This is a genomic window from Fictibacillus sp. 18YEL24 (assembly GCF_015903855.1).
GTDB lineage: Bacteria > Bacillota > Bacilli > Bacillales > Fictibacillaceae > Fictibacillus > Fictibacillus phosphorivorans_C.
The window spans coordinates 202,031-224,642 of record NZ_JACZDT010000001.1 but is presented as its reverse complement, the minus strand read 5'-3'; the positions used below and the strand labels follow the sequence as shown (position 1 = coordinate 224,642).

General features: G+C 39.2%; 24 protein-coding genes and 1 other RNA gene. 5 read left to right on the top strand and 20 right to left on the bottom strand.

What is annotated here, in order from left to right; genetic code table 11:
• The first annotated feature begins 90 nt into the window (after positions 1-90).
• Positions 91-417 (top strand): 2Fe-2S iron-sulfur cluster-binding protein, encoded by a 327-nt coding sequence (locus HU823_RS01145; protein ID WP_137789531.1) that lies wholly within the window; start codon positions 91-93, stop codon positions 415-417.
• Positions 418-865: 448 nt separating this feature from the next.
• Here the strand turns inward: HU823_RS01145 and HU823_RS01140 are convergent, their stop codons facing one another.
• From HU823_RS01140 to HU823_RS01130, 3 genes are read right to left on the bottom strand one after another with little or no spacing between them, the layout of a single operon-like run.
• Positions 866-1,510, bottom strand: a complete 645-nt coding sequence (locus tag HU823_RS01140) for an HD domain-containing protein (RefSeq protein WP_144700507.1) — start codon at positions 1,508-1,510, stop codon at positions 866-868.
• Between the two features lie 2 nt (positions 1,511-1,512).
• On the bottom strand, positions 1,513-1,812 hold the full coding sequence (locus HU823_RS01135; protein WP_137789533.1) for a DUF6123 family protein: 300 nt from the start codon (positions 1,810-1,812) through the stop codon (positions 1,513-1,515).
• A 52-nt stretch (positions 1,813-1,864) separates the two neighbouring features.
• Positions 1,865-2,533 (bottom strand): reverse transcriptase-like protein, encoded by a 669-nt coding sequence (locus HU823_RS01130; RefSeq protein WP_197220851.1) that lies wholly within the window; start codon positions 2,531-2,533, stop codon positions 1,865-1,867.
• Positions 2,534-2,603: 70 nt separating this feature from the next.
• On the opposite strand from HU823_RS01130, the gene HU823_RS01125 reads away from it, so the two are divergent.
• On the top strand, positions 2,604-3,011 hold the full coding sequence (locus tag HU823_RS01125) for a reverse transcriptase-like protein (protein ID WP_144700511.1): 408 nt from the start codon (positions 2,604-2,606) through the stop codon (positions 3,009-3,011).
• A complete protein-coding gene (locus HU823_RS01120) occupies positions 3,004-3,933 on the top strand; it encodes a DMT family transporter (protein WP_144700513.1) in 930 nt (309 codons plus the stop codon). Before HU823_RS01125 ends, HU823_RS01120 begins: the two co-directional genes overlap by 8 nt.
• On the opposite strand, the gene HU823_RS01115 is transcribed toward HU823_RS01120, so the two are convergent.
• From HU823_RS01115 to HU823_RS01105, 3 genes are all read right to left on the bottom strand, one after another.
• Positions 3,930-4,817: a 5'-3' exonuclease gene (locus tag HU823_RS01115; RefSeq protein WP_137789537.1), complete on the bottom strand. Its 888-nt coding sequence runs from the start codon at positions 4,815-4,817 to the stop codon at positions 3,930-3,932. The genes HU823_RS01120 and HU823_RS01115 overlap by 4 nt on opposite strands.
• A gap of 81 nt (positions 4,818-4,898) precedes the next feature.
• A non-coding RNA gene (gene ssrS / locus HU823_RS01110) (6S RNA) lies at positions 4,899-5,083 on the bottom strand.
• Between the two features lie 30 nt (positions 5,084-5,113).
• The gene (locus HU823_RS01105; protein WP_197127861.1) at positions 5,114-5,254 is read right to left on the bottom strand and encodes a hypothetical protein; all 141 of its coding nucleotides are present in this window, start codon (positions 5,252-5,254) and stop codon (positions 5,114-5,116) included.
• A gap of 106 nt (positions 5,255-5,360) precedes the next feature.
• Between HU823_RS01105 and HU823_RS01100 the strand changes: the two genes are divergently transcribed.
• On the top strand, positions 5,361-5,612 hold the full coding sequence (locus HU823_RS01100) for a DNA alkylation repair protein (protein WP_197220850.1): 252 nt from the start codon (positions 5,361-5,363) through the stop codon (positions 5,610-5,612).
• A 47-nt stretch (positions 5,613-5,659) separates the two neighbouring features.
• Here HU823_RS01100 and HU823_RS01095 read toward each other — a convergent pair whose 3' ends face one another.
• The 14 genes from HU823_RS01095 to HU823_RS01030 form a co-directional block, all read right to left on the bottom strand.
• On the bottom strand, positions 5,660-7,090 hold the full coding sequence (locus tag HU823_RS01095) for a hypothetical protein (RefSeq protein WP_197220849.1): 1,431 nt from the start codon (positions 7,088-7,090) through the stop codon (positions 5,660-5,662).
• Between the two features lie 34 nt (positions 7,091-7,124).
• The gene (locus HU823_RS01090) at positions 7,125-8,579 is read right to left on the bottom strand and encodes a hypothetical protein (protein ID WP_197220848.1); all 1,455 of its coding nucleotides are present in this window, start codon (positions 8,577-8,579) and stop codon (positions 7,125-7,127) included.
• Between the two features lie 126 nt (positions 8,580-8,705).
• Positions 8,706-10,013, bottom strand: a complete 1,308-nt coding sequence (gabT, locus tag HU823_RS01085; protein WP_197220847.1) for a 4-aminobutyrate--2-oxoglutarate transaminase — start codon at positions 10,011-10,013, stop codon at positions 8,706-8,708.
• A complete protein-coding gene (locus HU823_RS01080; protein WP_197220846.1) occupies positions 10,010-11,272 on the bottom strand; it encodes a peptidase in 1,263 nt (420 codons plus the stop codon). The genes gabT and HU823_RS01080 overlap by 4 nt, the downstream gene beginning before the upstream one ends.
• 19 nt (positions 11,273-11,291) lie before the next feature.
• On the bottom strand, positions 11,292-11,954 hold the full coding sequence (locus HU823_RS01075) for a 3-oxoacid CoA-transferase subunit B (RefSeq protein ID WP_144700527.1): 663 nt from the start codon (positions 11,952-11,954) through the stop codon (positions 11,292-11,294).
• Positions 11,897-12,628 (bottom strand): CoA transferase subunit A, encoded by a 732-nt coding sequence (locus tag HU823_RS01070; RefSeq protein ID WP_197220845.1) that lies wholly within the window; start codon positions 12,626-12,628, stop codon positions 11,897-11,899. The genes HU823_RS01075 and HU823_RS01070 overlap by 58 nt, the downstream gene beginning before the upstream one ends.
• Positions 12,629-12,642: 14 nt before the next feature.
• Positions 12,643-14,010 carry an aspartate aminotransferase family protein gene (locus tag HU823_RS01065; RefSeq protein WP_197220844.1) on the bottom strand — a complete coding sequence of 456 codons (1,368 nt, stop codon included), beginning with the start codon at positions 14,008-14,010 and terminating at the stop codon, positions 12,643-12,645.
• A 179-nt stretch (positions 14,011-14,189) separates the two neighbouring features.
• Entirely contained in the window at positions 14,190-14,462 is a 273-nt protein-coding gene (locus HU823_RS01060; RefSeq protein WP_144700533.1) for a YokU family protein, read from the bottom strand.
• Positions 14,463-14,475: 13 nt separating this feature from the next.
• Complete coding sequence (gene ablA, locus HU823_RS01055; RefSeq protein ID WP_144700535.1) at positions 14,476-15,903, bottom strand: lysine 2,3-aminomutase; 1,428 nt, start codon at positions 15,901-15,903, stop codon at positions 14,476-14,478.
• 159 nt (positions 15,904-16,062) lie between these two features.
• Complete coding sequence (locus HU823_RS01050; RefSeq protein WP_370629975.1) at positions 16,063-17,469, bottom strand: sigma-54 interaction domain-containing protein; 1,407 nt, start codon at positions 17,467-17,469, stop codon at positions 16,063-16,065.
• Between the two features lie 47 nt (positions 17,470-17,516).
• Complete coding sequence (ablB, locus tag HU823_RS01045; RefSeq protein ID WP_197220843.1) at positions 17,517-18,371, bottom strand: putative beta-lysine N-acetyltransferase; 855 nt, start codon at positions 18,369-18,371, stop codon at positions 17,517-17,519.
• Positions 18,372-18,627: 256 nt separating this feature from the next.
• Positions 18,628-19,224 carry a trimeric intracellular cation channel family protein gene (locus HU823_RS01040; protein WP_197220842.1) on the bottom strand — a complete coding sequence of 199 codons (597 nt, stop codon included), beginning with the start codon at positions 19,222-19,224 and terminating at the stop codon, positions 18,628-18,630.
• A 71-nt stretch (positions 19,225-19,295) separates the two neighbouring features.
• Positions 19,296-20,126: a PHP domain-containing protein gene (locus tag HU823_RS01035; protein WP_197220841.1), complete on the bottom strand. Its 831-nt coding sequence runs from the start codon at positions 20,124-20,126 to the stop codon at positions 19,296-19,298.
• 47 nt (positions 20,127-20,173) lie between these two features.
• Positions 20,174-21,013: a sulfurtransferase gene (locus tag HU823_RS01030; RefSeq protein WP_197220840.1), complete on the bottom strand. Its 840-nt coding sequence runs from the start codon at positions 21,011-21,013 to the stop codon at positions 20,174-20,176.
• 94 nt (positions 21,014-21,107) lie between these two features.
• Here HU823_RS01030 and zwf point away from each other — a divergent pair, with 94 nt between their 5' ends.
• Complete coding sequence (zwf, locus tag HU823_RS01025) at positions 21,108-22,610, top strand: glucose-6-phosphate dehydrogenase (RefSeq protein WP_144700547.1); 1,503 nt, start codon at positions 21,108-21,110, stop codon at positions 22,608-22,610.
• Positions 22,611-22,612: the final 2 nt, after the last annotated feature.

Genomic DNA, 22,612 nt, shown 5'->3' with positions numbered 1-22,612 from the left:
CTTCTAAACATGTAGTTTACTTGGTAAGAGGTTATCGTATAATAAGAATGGATAGAAATACTAAGTATTTATTTTAAGGAGGCAGGTAAAATGGCAAAAATTGATGTGCGTGGATTTGGTACATACGAGATCGAGAACGGCAAAAAACTAGTAAATGCACTTGAAGACAACGGAATTGATATCCTTCACCGCTGTGGAGGCAAAGCAAAATGTACAACATGTCGAGTGGAAGTTTTGTCAGGAGATCTAGGACCGATCGGTGAAAATGAAGCGAATATTATCGCTACGAAGGGTCTATCAGGTAATGTAAGGTTGTCTTGCCAGATCTGTGTGAGTGAAGATGCATCGATTAATCCAGTTCTTACTGTAACATCAGAAGGATTAGACGCAGGACCTCGACCAGCAGAAGAGTGTTAGTCTAGATTCTAGATAACTAAAAAAGGCCATTATTTTGGCCTTTTTTATACAGATCATTAACTTTGTAATGACAACCTAAATTAAGAATGTTGATTTTGGATGTTTATTTTCTCTTCCTATGAAAGTTGATTGGAGCGCAAGGTTGCCTGCCTGCCACATGAGAAGCTTCTCGCAAGGCATGTGACGAGGAAAGCACTTCGTTAGCTAAACTTGTAGACGCAGGAGCAGAGAGACAACCTTGAAGCGGTCAGTCAAAAAAGTGGAAGTGGCGCGTTCAGCTCCGACAAGCAAAAGGTGAATGGATTTGAAGGCGCACTTTGCCTTCTGAGCCATTTTAACTTTTGACCTCGAGGGGCTAGCCACTGCAAATAGACAGGAGGCTCACCGTTCGCCCCATGGAAAGCGAGGAACCTGGAGCGGAAATCAACCACTTTCATAGAAAACTTACTCACTTTCTGCCTTCCCACTCTTCAAAAAACTGCTCTAGAAAGTTTTCTAGAAAGGCATGCCGGTCATCTGCTAGTTTTTTTGCATAAGGAGTATTCATCCCATGCTTTAATTTTAACAACTTTTCGTAGAAGTGATTAATAGCTGTACTCTTTTCATTCCGATATTGCTCTTTTGTCATCGTCTCTCGAACAGGAATCTCAGGATCATACATCAATTGCCCCTTCGCACCTGAATATGCGAATGTTCTGCCGATTCCGATCGCTCCAATCGCGTCTAAACGGTCGGCATCCTGTACGACTTTACCCTCCATCGATTCCATCTCTTTTCCACTGCCGCCTTTAAATGACATCGTTGAGATGATTGATAATATGTGCGTGATGTAAGGTTCCTCGACAGAAATAGATTCTAACCAATTTTTCACTTCTTGAAGACCTTTTTCTTCAGTTCCTGCAATCTTTTCATCTGCTATATCATGAAGAAGTGCCGCCATCACACATACAAAGTAATCTGCACCTTCTTTTTCTGCGATGTTCAGAGACAGATTTTTAACACGATAGATATGATACCAATCATGTCCACTGCTCTCGTTTCTTAACTTATCTTTTACAAACGTCTCTGTCTGTTGGATCATCTTCTCTTTCATACTTACCCCACTGTATAAGAATGTTTTCTTTCGTTGTTGTTTTGCAGCTGATCTAGCAATTCATACGCTTTTTTCTTTGAGGTGATATTTTCGTTAACTAAAGATTCTAATATAGCAATAAAGTAACTTCCGTCAAACGATAATTGTTTAATTAATGTAACTTCTAATGCTATTTTCACTTGAGATTCACTTGCATCCGTATAATGTTTTCCAAAATCCACAAAATGAAGGTCACCATCGTTAAGACGAAACCCTTTTGAAGCTAACAAAGCTATATAGTCGCCTAGAACGTTCTCATTCATTTCTACCTCAACCCCAAAATCAAAAGATTCTAGTAAATTGTACCAGTAATATTCAGGAATTATCAATGACTTCTTTCTTTGCTTGTATGATCTTCCCGTTTAATGCTTGTGTTACGAGATGATCAGCATCTTTGTTCTTGTTTCTTGCCACCCATTCATAAACAGGTTCGATCTGAAGTTTCTTTAATAGTGTTTCGATTTTATCGGCCCAGTTCTGGAGGTTCGTTTCATAACAAGGCCATTCTCCTTTGAGCTGCTCTATAACAACCTTCGAGTCCCCTTGAATTGTAACCTCTTCATATTGGACTCCAAGATCTTCAAGTTCTTTAATCGCTATCCACAGTGCAGCATATTCTGATTCGTTATTGGATTCAAGATTGGTAAGACTCGCGTTCTTTTTAATTCGATAGGTTATGCCGTTTTGAGAAAAATGAATAATAATGCCTTGACCACTAGTTCTTGTTTCCGACTTATAACCTCCATCGAAATAAACAGAGATATCTTTTGGTTCTTCTTTTTTGACTTGCGTTAATTTAGTCAGCTCTTTCTTCGTCCAAGTTACATCTTTTGTATCGATGAAAACCAATTCAGACACTCTTCCGGTCTTCTCCAAATCAGTTGCTGTAAAAAGGGCTTCAGTTAAGGACATAGGATCAGAAACAAATCGAATCTTAAAGGGGTATTTGGGATGTTTATACATATACTCTATTGAGAAGTTCATAGTAATCTCCTTTTTGTTTTTTATAAAGTCCTTTATAATACGAATATAATCATATAGAGGAGAGAAAGAATTGATAGAGATATACATTGATGGTGCAAGTGCAGGTGATCCCGGACTTTCCGGAGCTGGCGTATATGTAAAAGTCGGAAACGGCACTACACATTCATATCGTTTTCCAATCGGTATGATGAGTAACCATGAAGCGGAATTTAGAGCTCTTATTCATGGATTGAAATTATGTATTGAACATGATTGGAGAATCGTATCGTTCCGCACAGACTCACAAGCAGTTGAGAGCGCGGTGGATAAAAGATTTGCCAAAGATAAACGTTATACAAAACTTTTAGAAGAAGCTTTACATCTTACAGAGCAACTGGATCTGTTTTTTATTAAGTGGATTCCTTCAAAGCAAAATAAGATCGCAGACGAACTTGCACGACAGGCCATCCAGTTAAACAAGAGACCGTCAGATGTTTAGAAAGACTTGGTTTGCCGACTTCAATCTACTCCTTGTAGCTCTGATCTGGGGTTCGACTTTCGTTATCGTCCAGAAAGCAATCGCGTTCTTAGAACCTTATTCATTTAATAGCGTGCGTTTTTCCATTGCCGCCATAACATTATTGCTAATTATCTTCTTGTTTAACCGTTCGTCACTCAGTCATTTTTCAGACAGAAGCATATGGATCAGCGGCATTATACTTGGCTTTTGGCTATTTTTAGGGTACGGATTTCAGACCGTCGGATTGTTATATACCACGTCTTCAAAAGCTGGGTTCATAACAGGATTAAGTGTTGTCTTGGTGCCTTTGTTCAGTTATTTATTGTTAAGAAACAAACTGAGTTGGCAAGTCGGGATTAGCTCTATAATAGCTGTAATCGGTTTATATTTACTAACGATTCACAACAATCTTTCTCTGAACGTCGGTGATGGCTATGTACTATTATGTGCCATTTCATTTGCTCTTCATATTGTGTTCACAGGAAAGTTTGCTTCATCATACAACGCTATTTGTCTAACGATTATCCAACTTGTGACCGTTGCTGTATTTAGTTTTATAACTGCAATCATGATAGAAGATTGGCAGCAGATGTTCACAGCCCAGTTGGTTCGACAGCCGGAAGTAATCAGTGCTCTACTAATCACCTCATTCTTTGCAACTGCTCTCGCTTTTTTGGCTCAAACACACTTTCAATCGTTTACAACGCCTGCAAGAGTGGCTTTAATCTTTGCGATGGAACCTGTTTTTGCGGCACTTACTGCTTATATCATGCTGAATGAACGATTGGGTTCAAAATCATTGTTAGGATGCGGGTTGATTTTACTCGGCATGATTTTATCTGAAATACGGTTCAATAAAAAGTTGATAAAACGCAAACAAAAAGAGTGGGATCTTACTTAACCCACTCTTATTTGAATCTCTAATTCTTCTAATGCGCTTCGAACACTCTGTTTATCTAAAATATATCGGCATTCTTCTAAGTCTCTATCGACTACTTCAGGAACATCTGTAAAAATCGTACATAAATCTTTGCTAAGAACAGCCATCTCGCGCCCTGCTTCGAGTTTCTTCAGATACCTCTTATATCTAGGATCAAGATTCTCAAAATTTTCATAGATCGATTCAACAGCACCATATTGTTGTATGAGTGGAAGTGCAGCTTTATCGCCGACTCCTGCTACCCCAGGAATATTATCACTCTTATCACCTAATAAGGCTTTTACATCGATCCACTGTGCAGGTGTTATTCCGTACTCTTCTTGGAAGTGATTCAGCGTATACTTCAGCTCATCTCTTTTTACTGTAATCAACTGTGATGTCTTCTCGCAAAGAAGTTGCAAAAGATCGCGATCGTTGCTGTAGATGATGCATTCTCCGTCACGTTCGTTTCTCCAGCGATATGCCAGTGTACCGATGATATCATCCGCTTCATATCTCGGAATCGTAAGTTGCGTAATTCCGATGTTATCAAAAAGTTGAACAAGTGTCTCAAATTGCTGGATAAGTGGCTCAGGCAACTCGTTTCTTGTTCCTTTGTAATCAGCAAATTTTTCTCTTCTGAGTGTCTCATCACGTTTAACATCCCAAGCCACTACAATGTGAGAAGGCTCATGATCTCGAACGAGCATAAGCAGTTTCTGAATGGTAACGCGTATGGCATTCGTAAACTGACCTTTTGAGTTTCGAGGAAGATCATGCATTTCTTTTCCATAAGCTGTTGCAAAATAACATCTGCTAAGCAGATTAAATCCATCAATTAACAGTAATACTTCTTTCTTTTCCATCTTTTTTTATCCCCCGGTAGAAATATGTTATGAAAAAAGCGCATTTTACATGTGATGTAAAATACGCTTGTTGTCGTTTAAGTAAAATCCGCTCTGCCGTGACTTTATATGCCTTTGGAACCTGATCTCTCAGGTGGGTATCCGCAGCTGCCGTTACAGCCTTCCAAGTCGAATGCTAGGCTTGACTGTCTGACAGATCATATTGGATTCCCGTCATTAGCACATAGGTTAAAGACATGGAAAAGCCACGAACATCGCAGAATTTTATTATACTACCAGTTTCTTAAGAAGTAAAATCATTTTGTTTTTTTGCCGTGATGCATCTTTTCCACTTCCATTTCAGCATAAGACGCAAATTCCGTTTGGTGTTCTGCACCATTTTCTTTCACGTTGTTATTACGCTGTGCATTAGCGTTGGCTTTTTTCTGTTTACCCATAATGTATCCCTCCTTTTTCTTACTATGGCTAAAGAAAATAAAAATATAACTTACATAATATTTCCTTGACTGGTTAACTTAAGACTAAAAAGGAGGGTTTCGTTAAATGGTAAATCCTTATTTATGTCCAAACTGTAAGACGAACCGAACGCGTTTTAACGTGATCGAACAAAATCCTGTATCGGTTAAGCTTGATCCATCCACTGGTGATGTAGTTCAAAAATATGAAGATGGTGAGTTAGATATGTTCCATCTTCCGTATAAAGGATCAGAGCGACTGATTCAGTGCGGAGCATGTGGAATTGTTGGAGAAGAAGAGATGTACATTAAACGCGCTCAAAGTAATCCAAGAGCGTAGAAAAAGACTGCCGTTTAACATTGCGGCAGTCTTTTTTTTATGATTTATCATTTGGCTGTAGGAAGTTTCAAGGGAACTTCTATATTTTCTTTTAGAGGATAGATTTTTGTTAATTTTGATAGTGTGATGGTGAGATCATCGTTTGGAAGTTCTTCGTGAAAGAATAATAAAAACCCAGACTGTTCACTGTCGTATGTTCCCATCACATCAAAATTTTGCAGTGTTTCTCCTGATGAATTTTTGATCGTGACGAGGTTGTTCATAAAACGTTCTTCGTTTTGGATCCTATTCTCATTATAGTTGGGTTGAAAATAAAGATATTCGTCTTGCCTTATATTTTCTACTTTGCTCTCTATTGAAAACCGAATTCCTTTTTCGCTATTGGAAACATCATTTTCAATTCCTCTGTATATGACTTTATAATCACTGTCGTTCGCGATAACTTCATTTCTTGTTATATCTTTTTCAGGATTGTTTGCAAATTGCTCAAGATCTTGTTTAGATACTGAAAATGCATACGATTTGTCCGTTCTATGAATGGAGTGTGTAAAGGACAATTTTAAAGGATCTGAATCGTCCTTATTAAGAAGGTCCTCTAGAGCTGAATATGTTTCCATAAAGTACCCTGAACCTTCATTTTCTGTGATATCTGCATGTAACGTATAATTATCCTGTCCATTTTCAATGCTTCCAAATAGAGAAATAAGATCTTTATCAATCTTTGAGTCCAACTTGATTCTTGATCCCATTTGATAGATTTCAAACTTATCCAGGTGAACTTCTTTGTTGTTGTAAAGCTGCAGAGATCGATCAATTTTTTCTTCGGCAAGAACAGGAGGCAGTTCTAAAGTATTATGGGGCTTGATCTTAAAAGTTAAATGATCTAACTTCATCTTCCCTTTGTTTGAAGTCAATGTTGGGTTAAGAAGCTTAACCGTCTCACTGCTAAAAACCTCTTTCCAATCTTCATCTGTTTCAATGTTATCATATTGCGCATGTACCATCATGGACCGGTATAATTTATGTTTGTACACAACACCACCGATCGCGCCTTCTCCTTCATACATATCGATAGGAAAATGAAACGTCTTTCCCTTCTTTGATGTGATCTTAACTTGATTAAACGATAATCGAGGAATATCACTCTCCTCTTTATCACGTTCTACAAGGTCTACACTGTATAGAATGTACAGCTGTTGCCCGAAGTTATAGGTTCTTTCTACCTGGAACTTTCGCTGATTATTCGCTAACGGTATAGAGATCTGACTGTTTTTTAATAACTTGAAATGATCGGCAAACTTAAGGTCACTAAATTTTGATTTCTCTGTATCCATTAGTTCTTCCCAATCTTCCATCACAACAAAATTTTCATCGTTAACTTTCCACGTTGGCTCTGCGCTTTTTTCATATTGCGTGTAAATGACAAACGCAATTAACAGCAAAAGTCCAATGATGATCTTATTTCGCTTGTTGCTCAAAGTAACCTGTCTCCTTTACCACTTTCATGGTTTATCAGTTCATAATCATGATGTTCTTATATTTAATGTCCATTGGATTAGTAAGAGGCTTTAGATAAGAGAGATTTGATACCGTGATCGTCAAGTCACTCTCAGGAATCAAGATCGGTTTCATCTCACCCTTTTCCATCTCTTCTTTGTTATAAAAAGTAATATAATAGGTGGCTTTGTTTTCTTCTTCTGCTCTTTGCACTTCAAAATTATTGATTCTCTTTTTATTCTCACCTGAGATTGTGATGATATTGTTTTTGTATACTCTTTCGTAATCGTCAGATACTTCAGCATCACTATAATAATGATCCGGAATCAAACGCAGATGATTTAGTTGTTGATCCATTTCCGTTATTAAGCTCAACTTGATTCTGGGGCTTTGTTCAAACATAGTGATCCCTTCATAGCGTAGTACCGTACCATTCATTCTTAATATTTCTTGATTCTTTAGAATAGGTTGATTTTTATTGTTTATAAATCTTGTTATATCTTTCCTAGGAATTCTCCATGAGAAAGTTCGAGGATCTTTATGTACAGAAGAAGTAAATGTGAGAGTTTTTTCTTTCTTCTTCTCCATATCTTCCGGCATATCATAAACGGGAACATAATAACCATTTTCTTTGGTTCCAAGAATTCCATATGTAGAAGGTACATCATGTAGTGTGTTATCTTTGCTTGCAAATCCGATTAAACTTTCATCATTTGGGATTTCTACGCTTAATCTCTGTTCGTAAAGTAAAGCATCTATTGATTTGATCTTAATTTTTTGGTTATCTCCATATGTAAACGTTTGATCGATCGGTACACTTTTCAAAACTTTTGTATAAGGATCTTCAGAAGGTACAGTGAAAGCTATATCCTCGATTGAATCTACCCCATTGTCTTTAGAAGAAATTGTGAGGTCCTGTAGCCGAACGATTTTTGCTTTTGATATGATCGACCAATCGTTCTCTGATGAATCGAACATACTGGGCATCAGAATCATGGAACGGTATAAACGGTGCTTATAAACGAACCCTTCGTCTCTAGTTCCCTGGTGAATCATCTCTTCACCAGCCTTGAGCACGAGCTCCTTACCATCTTTTGTCTGAAACTGCATGTTTTTAACAGAGAGCCGCGGGATATTATACTCGTCCTTATCTCGTTCTTTAACGTCCACACTGTATAAAAGATACATGCGGCCATTCATGTTCCAAATCTTTTCAATCTTTAACGTGCGATACGATTCTTTTAGCGTCACTGTCTTGTTTACTTCTTTAAGAAAACCGTATTTATCAATAAGCTCTAATTCATCAAACTTGATATATTCTCTTTTCATTCCATCTTTTAATGTGTTCACAACCGAAAATTGTTCCGAATTCACCGTCCAAGTTGGTTCAGCGCTTTTTTCGTACTGTGTGTAAACAACAAATCCACCAATTAAGACAGAACCGATCAGCAATTTTTTTATGATTTGCAAGTCGTACAGCCCCTTTAGTATCTATACCATCATATTAGCATAATTTTCCGAATTTTCATTTCGTAAATATCCATTAATTTGAAAAAATAAGCAACCTCGTCTTAAAGACGAGGTTGCAACCAGGATTTATGACGATACCATTTCACTTACTTTCGCAAGCTGTTTCTCAATCACGTTCAAGCCTTTAAGAAGCTGTTCATCAGAGATTACGAGTGGTGAGAGTATCCGGATAACGTTGCTGTAAAGACCAGCTCCCATAATGGCTACGCCATTTTGGTTACAAAGTGCAATGATTTTCTTCGCACGATCAGGGTCTGGTGTTTTCGTCACTTTATCTTTCACGATCTCGAGCGCACACATAGCACCTATACCTCGAACATCACCAACAAATTCGTATTGATCTCTCCATTTTGAAAAGGTGTTGGTAATTCTTTCCCCGATCTGATTCGCTCTTGTTAACAAACCTTCTTCTTCAATCATTGAGATGACCTCTAGCGCTGCAACACATCCTAATGGACTTCCTCCATAGGTACCCCCGATCTCACCTGGCGCTGGTGCATCCATGATCTCCGCTCTGCCTGTTACAGCTGATATCGGCAGGCCAGCAGCTATCGATTTCGACATCGTCATGAGATCTGGAACAACATCAAAATGTTCCATCGCAAACATCTTTCCTGTACGGCCGAATCCAGTTTGTATCTCATCGGCGATTAACAGGATATTGTATTTATCACAAATCTCGCGAAGACCTTTAACGAACGTTTTCGAAGGAATAACGAAACCTCCCTCACCTTGAACAGGTTCAAAAATGATCGCTGCAATTTCCTCAGGTGGAACTTCTCCTAAGAAGAAGTCTTCAAATTTCTTTAAGATCGCTCTATCGGTTTCCTCAACGTTACGATCCTCACGATAATAATAAGGATAGGGCATCTTATATGTTTCTGGTGCAAAAGGTCCAAACTCGAACTTATATGGTTTTACTTTGCTTGTTAAACTCATGGCGAGCAACGTTCTACCGTGAAATCCACGTTCAAACGAGATGATGGCTTTTCTTCCAGTATATTTCCTTGCGATTTTAACAGCGTTTTCTACAGCTTCTGCACCACTGTTCAAAAAAAAAGTTTTCTTATGATGATCACCAGGTGTGATCTCGTTCAGCTTCTCTGCCAGCTGAACGTACGGTTCATACATCATCACGTGAAAACATGGGTGAATGTATTTTTCCACCTGGTTTTTAAGTGCTTCTACTACTCTTTGCGGACAATGACCAACGTTTAATGTCCCGATCGCTCCAGCAAAATCAATATATTCGTTACCATCAACATCAACCATCGTACTTCCGCTAGCATGATCCACAAAATTCAAGACTGTATTAAAAGGACCTCTTGGGACGTTTAATTCTTTTCGTTTTAACAACTCTTCTGATTTCTTCATCCATTATCGCCTCCACACCAGTCATAGATCGTTAAAGCTATGATCTCAGCAGCTTCCATGATCTTTGAAATCTCAATATATTCGTTTGGATAATGTGCGACCCCTGTAACTCCTGGCCCGAACACGATCGCCGGAGTGTCGCCGACATGAGATAATAAGCCGCCATCAGTTCCCCATGGAGACGCTTCGATGATGGGTTGATCTCCAACTACCTCTTCAAAATTCTTTGAGAGCATTTTCATGAGAGGATGTTGTGTTTCAATCAATCCTGGCAGCCATTGTGCACCGAACCATTCTACAGAGATCTTATGCTCTTCTAGCCACGGGTCTGAGACATTTAATAGATATTTCTCTAATTCGTTTTTTACTTCTTCCAATGTTTCGTTAGGAGCAACGCCTATTCTTCCTTCTATTTCAACCGTATCTGGAACAGACGACGGCCAGTTTCCACCAGATATCTTCCCTACGTTGATCGGAACAGGTATCGGTATATCCTTATATAAAGGGTCTGTCACTCTATCATTTCTGATGATTTCCAACTGTTTGATAGCCTCTAATACAACTACCGCTTTTTCGATAGCGCTAACTCCTTCATACCGTGTGCCGCCGTGTGCCGCTTTTCCTTTTACGGTAAGCCGGAACCACATAGAACCTTGTTGAGCAGGAAAGATCTTCATATTCGTAGGTTCGGGAATAATGGCTGCATCTGCTTTGTATCCTCGTAGAACTGCAGCGAGCGTTCCAGCACCGCCACTTTCTTCTTCTATAACACTATGAAAGAGTAGATCACCTTTTAACTGAACCCCTGTTTCTTTAAGTGCTTGAATGGCTAGCAGTAGGGAGAGGTTTCCACCTTTCATATCTGTTGATCCTCTGCCGTAGAGTCTACCATCTATTATTTTTCCACTGTAAGGATGATCGTTCCATTGGTTTATATCACCTTCTGGGACGACATCCACATGACCGTTTAAAACAAGTGAACGTCCGTTTCCTTTTCCCCGCCAGATTCCAACAACATTAGGACTTGTACTGAAATCTTTCCGGTTTGCACAAAAATTAGGATGTTTCGCTAACTCTTCACCATCCGGATACCACATATCAACCTCGAGTCCAATTTCCTCGAGTTTTCGTGCGATCAACTTTTGTACACCCGTTTCATTTCCAGTCGTGCTCGCTTCTTGAACCGTTTTTTGTAAAAAGTTAATGGCATTTTCTTGTTCGCTCATCAACCAGTTTGAGAGTTTTTCTTTAACTAACATGTGTTACCTCCCTCACTTCTCATTGAAAAACAGAGATCTGTTCATCAACAACGATAGAAGCACCCGTTGTCTGGATAACATCTTCTACCGTATATGGGCTCATGATTTCACGCAGATAAAGTTTTCCATCTTCACAGTGAAAAACGGCTTTCTCTGTGATAATCATGTCTGCGCCTTCCTTGACCGTAAGCGGAAGAGAACAGTTTTTAACAATTTTAGGATTTCCGTACTTATCCGTGTGGTTCATCAATATAATGACTTTCTTTGCTTTTTGTGCAAGATCGATCGCTCCACCCATTCCAGGAACCCGCTTTCCTGGGACGATCCAATTGGCAATATCACCTTTTTCACTCACTTCTAGTGCTCCTAATATAGTTACATCAAGCAATCCCTTTCTAATGATTCCGAATGCTGTAGCACTGTCAAAATAAGAAGCTCCTGGCTTGATGGAAACTGGGTATCCTCCGGCATTCGATAGGTTACCATCTTCACTGCCTGCTTCTGGTGACCCACCCATGCCTAAGATACCGTTTTCCGTATGCAGCATGATATGTAGGTCTTTTTCAATATAATCTGCAACAAGCGTGGGAATACCGATTCCAAGGTTAACGATCATTCCATTAGTTATTTCGAGGGCTGCCCTTCTTGCGATCCTGTGCCTTGTTTCAATTCCCAAACCCATTTCCAGTCCACTCCTTTACTCTGAATGATATAGTCTATAAAGACGCCTGGCGTAACGATTTCTTCCGGGTTAAGGGAACCTATGGGAACGATCTCTTCTACTTCTGCGATCGTTATCTGTCCTGCCATAGCCACGAGTGGATTCGTATTTCGAGCGCTCTTATCATAGATGAGATTTCCATACCGATCAGCTTTTTTTGCATAAACGATCGCTACGTCAGCTGTTAGAGCTGGTTCGATCATGTATTCTTTGTTCTTGACCAAGACTTTTTCTTTTTTCGCTTCAACAACCGTTCCTAGACCAACATCTACTAAGATACCGCCAAGCCCCATACCTCCAGCTCTTATTTTTTCAGCAAGTGTGCCTTGCGGAACAAATTCCACTTCTAGAGACCCATCTTGCATCTGTTTACCAGCTTCAGGGTTTGAGCCGATATGAGAGGCTATTAATTTTTTTACCCTTTTTTCCGTGATCAGCTTACCAGGTCCGATCCAAGGGAAACCTGTATCGTTGCTTATCAGAAAGATATCATTAATATCTTTTTCTAAAATGAGATTAACAAGGGTTGGAGGAGCACCCACTCCTCCAAAGCCGCCGACCATAAGTGACATGCCATTATGAAAATAAGCAGAGGCACTCTCTAGTGTGATCTGTTTATCAACACCTTTGGCCATTCACAACACCTCTTTCAGCTAGTTGCTTCTGTAATATATAAACCTTCTGTAATGAGCTGAGTAGTCAGTTCACCAATGGATTGATCTAGAATCTCCATGATATCTGTGATCTGTTCTTTCGTTACGTTTAGCGGCGGAGACAAAAGAATAGAGTCACCAGAAAATCCAGTTACTCCCCCTACCGCAGGATAAACAAGCAAGCCGTTGTCAAAACAGATGGATAATAATCGATCTGTTACTTTTGTAGTAATCTCAAAAGGTTCTCGTGTGATCGGATTTTTAACAAATTCAATGCCACATAATAAACCCTTGCCTCTTACATCACCGATTAAGGGATATTTCCATTGAAGGCGATGTAGATGATTGATCAGATACTGGCCCATATCCACTGCATTTTCCTGAAGTTTATTTCTTTCCATATAATCAATAACAGCTAGGCAAATGGCAGCAGATTGTGGATTTGCGCTAAACGTGTGTCCGCTCATTACTACTTTACTTCCTGCTTCGATCACGTTCATAATTCGGTCTGAAACGATTGTTGCGGCCATCGGTGTATAGCCTGCACTCATGCCTTTTCCTATCGCAATAATGTCAGGAGTTACATTCCAATGTTCCATCGCGAACATTTTCCCCGTACGGCCCATGCCTGTCATTACTTCATCAGCGATCAGTAAAATATTATATTTATCACAGATCTCTCTAATTTTTCCGAAGTATTCGTCTGGTGGTACGATCGCTCCTCCAGATGCGCCGATGATCGGTTCCGCGATAAAAGCAGCAATCTTATCTGGTCCGATAGCTTGAATCGATGATTCTAAGTCATCTGCACATTTCACACCGCAACCAGGGTATGTCTCTTTTAATGGGCACTGGTAACAATATGGTGGATGTGCAGCAGGAAAGTCTTCAAGCAATGACGTGAAACGTTGTCGTCTTAGTTTGTGACCGGACATTGATAGTGCGCCAAGTGTTATTCCATGATAACTGGTCCACCGGGATATCACTTTTGTTTTCGTCATGTTTCCTTGTTCTTGAAAATACTGAATAGCAACCTTAAGTGCTGTCTCGGTTGCTTCTGATCCACTATTTACAAAGAACACTGAATTCAAATCTCCTGGGGCATAATGAGCTATTTTTTCTGCTAATTGTTCTGCTGCTTCACTTGTAAACTGCGAACGGTAAACGAAAGATACATGATTTGCTTGATTCCACATGGCTTCCGCAACTTCATGTACTCCGTGACCGATATTACACGTGATCGCACCTGACGAGCCATCAATATATTGCTTTCCATTTTTATCGTATAAATAGATTCCTTTGCCATGACTGATAACAGGGTAATCGCTTCCTAGAACCGGTTTGATGAGATGTGATTTTCTCATAAAAAAGGCTCCTTCCTCATGAAGGTTAAAAAGGGAATATCTTTATTTAAAACTATCTTCACTGTCGCACTCAAAAACAGTTGATCTCCGATTCGTATACTCGCTTAATAAAGATTTTAGCGACCAACCTCCAGAGAATAGTTTTGTTGAAAAAAAGATACTCCCTTACTCTACTGGTGTTACAACTTAAAATAATTCTTCTTCAAAAACCTCGGTATGTTCATTAATTCTGTATAGGAAATCGTTGAATCTATCTTCTTTGTATCAATTAACATGAGTTGATCCTCAATCTCATCCACAATATGGTCTTCTTGATATTCCATGCCGCAAGAAGAACAGGATACAGAAGGGATCACAGTTATTTGGACTGCTCTTGAACCATCAGGCAGTTCCCAATATCCTGTTAATCCTGCCTTCTCTGCTTCTTCGCTCTCACACCATAAGCACTTCATGTTATCCTCCTCTCTATGCATTTCTTTGTTCTTCAGGAGTCGCTGAAATTCCTTCGTCTTTTGTCTGCTCAAACTTATATTTTTTCTCTTTCAATTCATCACGTTTATCACGCTTATCTTTTAGTGAACTATGCTCAGGATTCGTATCATAATCTTCTCTTCGTTCAAGTCGTTTCAACCCTTTTGGTACAAGATTGAAAGCTTCATCGCTCATAAGTGCTGAAACTCCTATCGCAGGCTTGATGTGGGCTGTTCCCATCACTTCATTAAAATAAGCATCTGCTCTTCCTGCTTGATAGTTTTGAGGTTCTGGATAAGAAGTGATCACTCCTTCAAAGTTACGAAGCACTACCTTTTCAGGTGATTGAGAGATGAGATAGTTTGGCTGAACAGCAATCTTCCCTCCGCCTCCAGGAGCATCTACGACAAATGTCGGCACAGCGTAACCAGAAGTATGACCACGCAAACCTTCTATAATCTCCAAACCTTTAGAAACAGGTGCACGGAAATGGCCGATTCCTTCAGACAGATCACATTGATAGATATAATATGGTCTTACTCTAATTTTCACTAGATCATGCATCAGCTTTTTCATAATTGGAACACTATCATTGATCCCTGCAAGAATAACAGATTGATTGCCTACAGGAACTCCGGCATTCGCAAGCATCTCACACGCTTTTTTAGATTCTTCTGTAATCTCGATCGAAGTGTTGAAATGCGTGTTCAACCAAACTGGATGATATTTCTTTAAAATATTGCATAGGTTTTCTGTAATTCTTTGCGGGAAAACGACTGGAGCACGTGTTCCAATCCGAATAATTTCAAGATGAGGTATTTCTCTTAAGTTCTTTAATATATATTCTAAGATGTTGTCATTAATTAATAACCCGTCGCCACCTGAGATCAAACAGTCCCTAACTTGTGGATTGTTTCGAATATAGTTAATGGCTGCATCCAATTGTTTCTTTGGTACACCCATACCGATCTGACCAGAAAAACGTCTTCTCGTACAATAACGGCAATACATCGAACACTGATTCGTTACAAGAAAAAGAACACGATCAGGATAACGGTGCGTAAGCCCTGGAACAGGGGAGTCTTCGTCTTCGTGCAAAGGATCTTCCAAGTCGTATTTCGTCTTTAATATCTCCTTTCCGATCGGAACGGATTGCATTCGAATCGGACACCTTGGGTCGTCTTGATCCATGAGCCAAGCATAATAAGGTGTAATATTTAACGGGATCGTCATCGTGGATATTTTAACGCCTTCTTCTTCTTCTGGCGTCAAGTTAATGATGCTCTTAAGATCTTTTAAATTTCTGATGGTGTTAGTCAGCTGCCACAGCCAATCATTCCATTGCTCTTCTGTAACATCTTTCCATAATTCAAATTCACTCCAATGTTTCTTTGGTTTGAATAATCCATTCACTACAGGCATTCTAATGACCTCCTTTATTTCTACACTCTTCAATTATGCAAGAAGTGTGCCAACTTACAGAAAGTTCAGAATATAACGATTTATCCTATAGTTTATGCATCCTTTTTACAATGTGGGCCTATTAATAAAACAAAAGTGAACTGCCGAATTTTCGGCAGTTCACTTTTGTTTTATTTTATATTGCAGAGTTTGTCTAGGTACTCCTAAAATTTTTGCAGCTTGAAGGATATTGCCAGAAGTATGTTGGAGTGCCATCTCTATGATCTGTTTTTCATAATCTCCTAAAGCTTGTCTTAATGAAGGTATGTTTGATAATTCTTTTCTGACTTTACCTCTAATCTCATCAGGAATGGTTACATGTTTCGGAAGTAAGGAAGACTCGATCAAAGAATCATTTTCCGCAAAATTCATACAGTGCTCGATCGCGTGCTTGAGTTCTCGCACATTGCCCGGCCAAGAATAACGGTGAATGAAAATTTCAGCTTCAGAAGTAAAGCCTCTTACCTTTTTTCCAAAGTTATGATTAAAATAGTCTACAAAATGTTTCACTAAGAATGCTATATCCCCTTTTCTTTGCCTCAAAGGGGGTAATTCGAAATAAACTACATTTAACCGATAGAAAAGATCTCTTCGCAGCTTTCCTTTTTCCATACAAACATCTGGTCGTTCGTTTAAAGCAGAAATGATCCTAACATCAACACTTCTTGATACATGACTTCCTATGCGCTCTACAATACCTTCTTGAACGACTCTTAATAGCTTTGCTTGCAATTCAACAGGCATCGAATTCAGTTCATCTAGAAATAGAGTGCCTCCATCTGCTAGTTCAAACACTCCTGGCCGATCAATGGCACCAGTAAAACTGCCTTTTGTTGTTCCGAATAATATCCCTTCGAGTAGTGGTCCAGGAATCGCGGCGCAGTTTTGAACGACGAACGGATTTGAAGAACGTTTAGAAGAATTGTGTATCGCTTGAACAAACATCTCTTTGCCTGTTCCCGTTTCTCCATATAACATGATTGGCGAGTTTGTTTGAGAGGCTTGGTTACATTGTAATTTTACCGCGTTTAATTCAGGGTCGTCTGTTATGATATCGGAGAAGTGGTAAGCTGCCAGCGGTTGATCTTTATTTGTTTTTTTCTTAACTTTCATCTTTTTTTGCAGATCGATCAGCTGTTCAGAGAGTACTTTAATCTTTGAAAGATCTTTTGCTACCTCAACAGCACCTATCAGTTCTCCATTCAACCAAAGTGGCAGGGTAGAATTTACCGTGTCGATCTGTTTGCCTTTTCGGTTCATATAGGATTGATGTTCATTAAAGATGGGTTTCCCTGTTTCTATTACTTTAAGTAATGTGCTCGTTTCCTTTGTTAAGGAAGGAAACGCATCAAGTACATGATGATGATGAACCTCGTCTGATGTTAAACCATCTAATGAAGCAGCCACCGAATTATAAAAAATAGTAATTCCATCTGCATCAACTACATGTATACCCTCATCAATCGTCTTTAATATGGCATTTAAAGTTTCTGCTGTTTCTAATGATTTAGATATCAAAAAGATCACCACCAAGAGTGCTTAATTTTTGTCACTATATGCCTAAAATTCGGCACTCATTTCGATAAATCCTTCACCCAAATGTTCATATCTTCGTATTTATCAAAAATTTTACAGTTATTCGCTAGTCTTCCTTTAAATCTGTAGCCTTTTTGATGAAAAACGGCGTTCATTCCAAATGAGAGGGCTCTAGCGATTGAATAGGAACAATAAATATTTCTTTGAAATAACTCTCTTTCAAGCTGATCAATCAAATGCTTCATAAGACCAAATTTTCGGTGCTCTGGGGTTGTCGCGCAATCTGTGATCTCAGCGTTATGATACGATCCATTGACGTCTGCAGAAGCAGCACTAACGATTCTTTTATCATGCTCAATTACACAAAATAATGTGCCTGATTGAATCATCTTCCGTACATACTCTGCATCGTTCATAGGTGTAGGATACACTTGGAATACGTTCCCATAAAGCTCTGCAAGTGAATTTGCATCCTCTATATCAGCCATCCTTATAGAATAGTTGCTTTGAAGAGACTGATACTTTGATCCCGTTCCTATCTTTAATACATCTTTTAAAATACGATCTTCATCTATCCAATACGCGCTGTTTCTTCTGTCATTTGTAAGGTATTTACACATGGCGAATGCTGAGGCACCATTAAAATATCCACTAAACTCTCCTTCATTAATATAACCGAGCTCTTGCCAATAAGAGAGATCATCTCCTTTCGATTTAACAATGATCTTATGAAATCCATTGATTACTGCTTCTTCTTCAAGCCATTGTGATAAAGAGTTGACGTTTCCTCGATAATCGTCTGCTCGTATGCGTTCGCTGTAAAAATCAAAACATGTATCTGCTATAAAATGAGTCCTATTGATTCTTTTGTTTTCGTAGTATGTGGTCTGCATGGTTTTTGCCTCCTATAATGTCCTTGTTTCATAACTTCAATAATATACGCTTAGAATCCTGCACAAAAAACCACCCTCTGTTTAAAGGGTGGTTTCATCTAAGGCTGTTAAGTTAAGATTGCATTCGTATAACATGTTGTTTTGAACTAGTCCCGCTCACATTTGCTCGCTTTTCAAGGAGCGTGCGGAGAACCTACACGCTTTTAGTAGCAACTGCAAAAAGTGCAGCAATCTGTTAGAACAAACCGGATGTATATTATAAAGCTCTATGCGGAAGTTTCCAATTGAGTTTCAGTGACAACATTCTAAACACAACTAAAGAAATAAAAAGAATCATATATTCCACAGTGCTATTAACCATATTTAGACCAACGACTAAACCGCCTAATAAAGCCCAAACAGCATAGATCTCTTCACGCAATACGACCGGCTTTCGGCCAGCCAGCACGTCACGAATCATACCTCCGCCAATACCTGTTAAGATTGCAGCAACGATAACAGCACTGATGGGATGATTCATACTTGTGGCAGCGATAGCACCTTGAATCGCGAATGCAGAAAGACCGATGGCATCAAAGAAATAAAGACTCCTTTTAGAAAATTGAATCATGCTCTCTGGCATAAAAAACACGATCCCCATGGATGCCAGTGCTGATTTCAGTAGAAGTCCCTGCTCCCAAATCGTGTCTACAGGAAGGCCGATCAACACATTACGCAATATCCCTCCGCCAAACGCTGTGACGAGTCCTAAAATAAAGACGCCCAAAATATCATAATCTTCTTCCATTGCAACTAATGCACCTGAAATGGCAAATGCGATCGTTCCAATGATGTTCAATAAATCCCAAGTCAAACCCATTCTTCCTCTCAAAATCAATATGCTCCGTATTGAATCTTATAAGGTTCTAGGCCGACTGGCAAGTATTATTTACTAAAACTTCTCAATTCGTTTAAGGTGCTGATGGGGACTGAACAGCTGCCTATGTCTCCATGGAAAACTTCGCCGTTACGAAAGCCATGAAAATCACTTCCTGCTGTTTTGATTAAGGAGTATTTATCTGCTAAACCCTCGTAAAAAGCTACTTGTTCCTCTGTGTGATCTGGATGACTATACTCTAGTCCGATCAAACCGTTCTCACTTAAAATCGGAATGAGTTCATCTGCCTCATAAATACCTGGATGAGCTAGTACAGGTACTCCTTTTGCTTGTTTGATCAATTGAATCGCTTCTATTGGAGAGATGCGTTCTGTTGAAGCATAAGCAGCTTTCCCTTTTCCTAAATACTTTTCAAATGCTTCTGGAAGTGATTTCACAATTCCTTTTTCCATCAAAATCTCTGCAATATGCCCTCTTCCTACATTTCCTTTGCCATGTCTTTTCTCTTCTAATTCCGATTCCTTCACTTGAATTCCGAGGTTGTTCAAATTTTGAAGAATCATTTTATTTCTTTTATCTCTAACAGAAGTAAGACTGCTTAATGCTTTTAAAAAATTTTCGTCTTTATAATCTACAAAATAACCTAATACATGAATGTCTTGGCCCTGATATAAGGTACTTATCTCGACACCAGGAATTACGGTAAATCCTAGGTACTTATTCGCTTCTAACATCACTTCCGCAATTCCATTCACTGTATCATGATCAGTGATCGCGATCGCTCCAAGACCTTTTTTAACTGCTCTTCTAATATTTTCTACAGGAGAATATGTCCCGTCAGATGCTGTGGTATGAGTATGTAAATCGCATTGTTTCATTATTTTTTTCTCCTAAATAATCATATTGATTACGGTACATGAAATTTTTAATCCGTAGTTTCTTTCATTATTGGATTTTCAACATAGCTGATCCAATCACTCCAGCTGCCCGCATATAGGGATTTATCGGTAAAGCCCGCTTCATCCATAGCTAATATGTTTACACATGCCGTTACACCAGATCCGCAATACACAATAACTTGTTTATTTCCAGTCCAACCATTATATTTCGTTTGTAGATCTTTCTGACTTTTCCACCAGCCCGGTTTTTGCATATGACTTTCCCAAGGGATGTTTATCGCATTAGGTATATGACCACCCACATGATCGATAGGCTCGAACTCTCCTGTGTATCGTTTGTATTCTCGTGCATCGACGATAAGTGTATCCTCTTTGTTCATTTCACATAATACGTCTTCTCTGCTCTTCAACATTTCAACTCTCACTTTTGGAGTGAAATGTGCAGGTTTCTCGGTAGGCATTTTACTTGAGATGGCATATCCTTTTTCTTTATAGTGTGTATAGCCGCCTTGCATGACATAAACGTTATCATGTCCTAAGTATTTCAAGATCCACCAAAGTCTTGCAGCCATGCTGCCAGATTGATCATCATAGGCGACAACAATTTTTTCTTGGTCAACACCACAACGGCTAAAAAATTGTGATAGTATGTTTACGGAAGGTAATGGATGACGACCACCATGGGCTGAAACTGTGCTTGAGAGATGTTGCTCAAGATCCACATAAATAGCAGATTCAATATGATCGTTCTTATACAGTTCATACCCTTTTTGCGGTTCAGCTAATGTGAACCTGCAATCAAAGATCACGATATCAGCACTGTTCACCTTTTGGTTCACCCATTCAGGACTTACGAAATTTGACATATTTGACCTCCTGTTTTATGAAGTGGTTCGTTATTTTAACTTCATCTAGGGAAAGCTGTAACTATTAGAAAAGATAGAAAGAAGTGACGTACAGATGATACATAGTATTCCTAACGCATCCATCGTATTGTTCGGAGCGACTGGTGACCTTGCTCACAGAAAACTTTTCCCCGCTCTTTATCAATTGTATCAAAAGGGACATATGAAAGAGAACTTTTCTGTTGTAGGTGTTTCAAGAAAAGAATTCTCTCATGAAGAGTTTCAAGCTGAAGTTGCATCTGCTATTCATGAACATGCAAAAGGTGCAGATCGCCAAATCGTAGAAAAGTTTGCTTCCCATTTTTATTATTTAAAGATGGATGTAACGAGTGAAGCAAGCTATCATGAGTTAGAAGAGCTGTTGAACGTACTCGACAGAGATTATCAAACGAATGGAAATCGCCTGTATTATCTTGCGATGGCTCCTAAGTTCTTCGGAACGATTCCTACTTTCTTAAAATCAGAAGGAATCACGAATACAGAAGGTTGGCAACGTATCGTAATCGAAAAACCATTCGGTAATGACTTGCCATCTGCAACAAAATTAAATGAAGAGATTCAGCAAAGCTTCAATGAGAATGATATTTACCGTATCGATCACTATCTTGGAAAAGAGATGGTTCAAAACATCCAAGTGATCCGTTTCGGAAATGCCATCTTTGAATCCATCTGGAACAATAAATATATTGACTCTGTTCAGATCACTTCAAGTGAAACATTAGGTGTTGAAGACCGTGCAGGCTATTATGAAAAGTCAGGTGCCCTGCTTGATATGGTACAAAATCATATGCTTCAAATGGTCATGATGGTGGCAATGGAACCGCCTGGTGAATTAAAACCAGAACACATCCGAGACGAAAAAGTTAAAGTTCTTCGATCATTGCGCTTCTTTTCAGAAGAAGAGGTGAAGAAGAATGTGATCCGCGGTCAATATTCAGAAGGAACGATGAACGGAAATCAAGTTCCTGGTTATCTGAACGAAGAGAACGTAGATCCTGAGTCTCGAACAGAAACATTTGTAGCAGCTAAGCTTTTCATTGATAATTTCCGATGGACAGGCGTTCCGTTCTATATTCGTACTGGTAAACGTATGGCTGTAAAATCTACAGAGATCGTTATTCAATTTAAACAGGGTCCGATGGCACTTTATCATGCGAACACAGAAAATTATCAGCCTAACTTGTTAAGAATTCATGTTCAACCGGATGAAGGTGTTAGCCTTACACTTAACGCAAAACCAAAAGGTGATACTCCTGATCTCTTGCCGATCGATATGACTTACAACAATAATAGTACAGCAGAAATGAATTCACCTGAAGCATACGAGAAGCTTCTGCACGATTGTCTTCTTGGTAACTCTACTTATTTCACGCGATGGGATGAAGTGGCACTCAGCTGGGACTTTATTGACCGTATAACGAAATCGTGGCAAGACGGAACAGGTTCTAACCTCACACACTATCCATCAGGAAGCATGGGGCCTGAAGAAGCTGACGAACTATTAAAAGCTGACGGACATTCTTGGTGGGAACCTACAAAAGTAAGAGAGGAATGTTAATT

Bases quoted from the DNA above. Each gene is read 5' to 3' on its own strand.
- HU823_RS01065 (WP_197220844.1), bottom strand. From the start codon at position 14,010: ATGAGAAAATCACATCTCATCAAACCGGTTCTAGGAAGCGATTACCCT.
- HU823_RS01035 (WP_197220841.1), bottom strand. From the start codon at position 20,126: ATGAAACAATGCGATTTACATACTCATACCACAGCATCTGACGGGACA.
- HU823_RS01060 (WP_144700533.1), bottom strand. From the start codon at position 14,462: ATGAAGTGCTTATGGTGTGAGAGCGAAGAAGCAGAGAAGGCAGGATTA.
- ablA (WP_144700535.1), bottom strand. From the start codon at position 15,903: ATGCCTGTAGTGAATGGATTATTCAAACCAAAGAAACATTGGAGTGAA.
- HU823_RS01140 (WP_144700507.1), bottom strand. From the start codon at position 1,510: ATGAAAGAGAAGATGATCCAACAGACAGAGACGTTTGTAAAAGATAAG.
- HU823_RS01145 (WP_137789531.1), top strand. From the start codon at position 91: ATGGCAAAAATTGATGTGCGTGGATTTGGTACATACGAGATCGAGAAC.
- HU823_RS01135 (WP_137789533.1), bottom strand. From the start codon at position 1,812: ATGAATGAGAACGTTCTAGGCGACTATATAGCTTTGTTAGCTTCAAAA.
- HU823_RS01080 (WP_197220846.1), bottom strand. From the start codon at position 11,272: ATGTTAGTTAAAGAAAAACTCTCAAACTGGTTGATGAGCGAACAAGAA.
- HU823_RS01070 (WP_197220845.1), bottom strand. From the start codon at position 12,628: ATGGCCAAAGGTGTTGATAAACAGATCACACTAGAGAGTGCCTCTGCT.
- HU823_RS01120 (WP_144700513.1), top strand. From the start codon at position 3,004: ATGTTTAGAAAGACTTGGTTTGCCGACTTCAATCTACTCCTTGTAGCT.
- ablB (WP_197220843.1), bottom strand. From the start codon at position 18,371: ATGCAGACCACATACTACGAAAACAAAAGAATCAATAGGACTCATTTT.
- HU823_RS01130 (WP_197220851.1), bottom strand. From the start codon at position 2,533: ATGAACTTCTCAATAGAGTATATGTATAAACATCCCAAATACCCCTTT.
- HU823_RS01100 (WP_197220850.1), top strand. From the start codon at position 5,361: ATGGTAAATCCTTATTTATGTCCAAACTGTAAGACGAACCGAACGCGT.
- zwf (WP_144700547.1), top strand. From the start codon at position 21,108: ATGATACATAGTATTCCTAACGCATCCATCGTATTGTTCGGAGCGACT.
- gabT (WP_197220847.1), bottom strand. From the start codon at position 10,013: ATGAAGAAATCAGAAGAGTTGTTAAAACGAAAAGAATTAAACGTCCCA.
- HU823_RS01030 (WP_197220840.1), bottom strand. From the start codon at position 21,013: ATGTCAAATTTCGTAAGTCCTGAATGGGTGAACCAAAAGGTGAACAGT.
- HU823_RS01105 (WP_197127861.1), bottom strand. From the start codon at position 5,254: ATGGGTAAACAGAAAAAAGCCAACGCTAATGCACAGCGTAATAACAAC.
- HU823_RS01115 (WP_137789537.1), bottom strand. From the start codon at position 4,817: ATGGAAAAGAAAGAAGTATTACTGTTAATTGATGGATTTAATCTGCTT.
- HU823_RS01075 (WP_144700527.1), bottom strand. From the start codon at position 11,954: ATGGGTTTGGGAATTGAAACAAGGCACAGGATCGCAAGAAGGGCAGCC.